The 1517-nt window shown below is 76.7% G+C and carries 2 protein-coding genes; one reads left to right on the top strand and one right to left on the bottom strand.

The window, feature by feature from the left end; translation table 11 throughout:
• Positions 1-189: 189 nt before the first annotated feature.
• The gene (locus GWI24_RS44275; RefSeq protein ID WP_198273822.1) at positions 190-348 is read right to left on the bottom strand and encodes a hypothetical protein; all 159 of its coding nucleotides are present in this window, start codon (positions 346-348) and stop codon (positions 190-192) included.
• Between GWI24_RS44275 and GWI24_RS44270 the strand changes: the two genes are divergently transcribed.
• Positions 349-1167: an IclR family transcriptional regulator gene (locus GWI24_RS44270; RefSeq protein ID WP_247617740.1), complete on the top strand. Its 819-nt coding sequence runs from the start codon at positions 349-351 to the stop codon at positions 1165-1167.
• Positions 1168-1517: the final 350 nt, after the last annotated feature.

The raw sequence follows: 1517 nt of genomic DNA, 5'->3' as shown, positions 1-1517 counted from the left end.
GCCATGCGGCTCCGCCGCGTGGTCCGCCGGACACCCCCGTAGCCGTCTGCCGGCGGGGCCTGGTGTGCCCCGGTCATCCGGCGGGCGGCGACGTCCGGGCGCGGACGGTCCGGACGAGGCGGGCGGGCCTGGCAGTTTCCTGTCTCCGGCGTTGCCCGTGCCGGGGCCCTTCGATTTGGATGGGGCACATCAGAGCGGGGGACCGGCGAGCCGCAGCTCCCGCCCCGTCCCGGCGGCCGGTTGCCACACCTGCGAGCCGTCGATGTGCGGGATTCCGGTGCCGCGCGGCCCCGGAGCCTCGCGCCATCCGGTGTCCGCCGTGCGGAAGGCGAATCCTCCATGAGTCACATGCCGATCGGACCGGTCTACCGGCGCGCCGACGCCGACGGGGCGGGCACGATGAGCGTCGCGTCCAGGCCGCTGCCGATGAGCGGCGTCGGAGTGCTCGACAAGGCGTCCATGATCCTCAGCGTGGTCGAGCAGCGCCCCGCCAGCCTCGCCCAGGTGGTGGCGATCAGCGGGCTGCCACGCCCCACCGTCTACCGCATCGCCACGGCCCTGGAACGGCTCGAGCTGCTGAGCCGGGACGCCCACGGCCGGTTCCTGCCCGGCGCCAGGATCGGCCACGCCGCGGCCGGGCAGCCGCGCGACCGGCTGGAGCACCTCGCGGAGGGCGTGCTGGCCGATCTGCACGCGCGCACCGGGCTCAACGCCCGGGTGCACCGCCGCCGCGACGCCGTGCACATCTGCGTGGCCAGCTCGGCCGACCCGGTCACCGGGCAGGACGCGGTCCCCCTCGGCACGGCCCGGCCCGCCAAGTCCGGCCCGGTCGCCCAGGTGCTCCTGGCCTGGGAGGACCCGGACGAGCTGTACGCGGGGCTGCGCGGCGCGCGCTTCAACGCGGCGCAGCTGGCCCTGATCCGGCAGCGCGGCTGGGCGCACGGGCCGGATGTGATGGTGCTGGACGAGTATGTGCTGGCCGTACCGGTCCGGGACGGCGAGGGGCGGGTCTCCGCCGCGCTCGTACTGTCGGGCCCGCGGGCCAGGATGGCGAAACTGCCCGAGCGCGGGCTGCGGAACACGGTCATCGACGCCGCGGCTGGGCTGACCGAGACGCTGCCGCGGCCGCCGGTCCGCCCCCGGCTGCGGAGCGTGCCGCCCCGGTAAGGCCGAGATCGCCGGTGGCCGGACCGTCCGGTGCCGGTCCAGTGACGGGCCACCCGGTGACGGACCGTCCGGTGCCGGGCCAGTGACGGGCCACCCGGTGACTGGCCGTCCGGTGCCGGGCCAGTGACGGGCCACCCGGTGAATGGCCGTCCGGTGACGGACCGTCCGCACCGAATCCGGCCACCGTCACGGCGTCGCCGACGGGGGCCGCCGCTCCCCGGCGCCGTCCCCGGGGCTCGGCGCGCCCGGCCCGCCTGGTCCGCCCGGTCCACCTGGCGTGTGCGGTCCGTTTGATCCACCTGGCGCGCCCGGCCCGTCCAGTGTGCTTGGCCTGCTCGGTCCGCCTCGTC

Source organism: Streptomyces sp. MK37H, from assembly GCF_018035285.1.
GTDB classification, from domain to species: domain Bacteria; phylum Actinomycetota; class Actinomycetes; order Streptomycetales; family Streptomycetaceae; genus Streptomyces; species Streptomyces endocoffeicus.
This window is presented reverse-complemented; position numbering and strand designations above follow the sequence as displayed.

Excerpts from the sequence above, each read along its gene's own strand:
- GWI24_RS44270 (WP_247617740.1), top strand. The coding sequence starts at position 349 with ATGCCGATCGGACCGGTCTACCGGCGCGCCGACGCCGACGGGGCGGGC.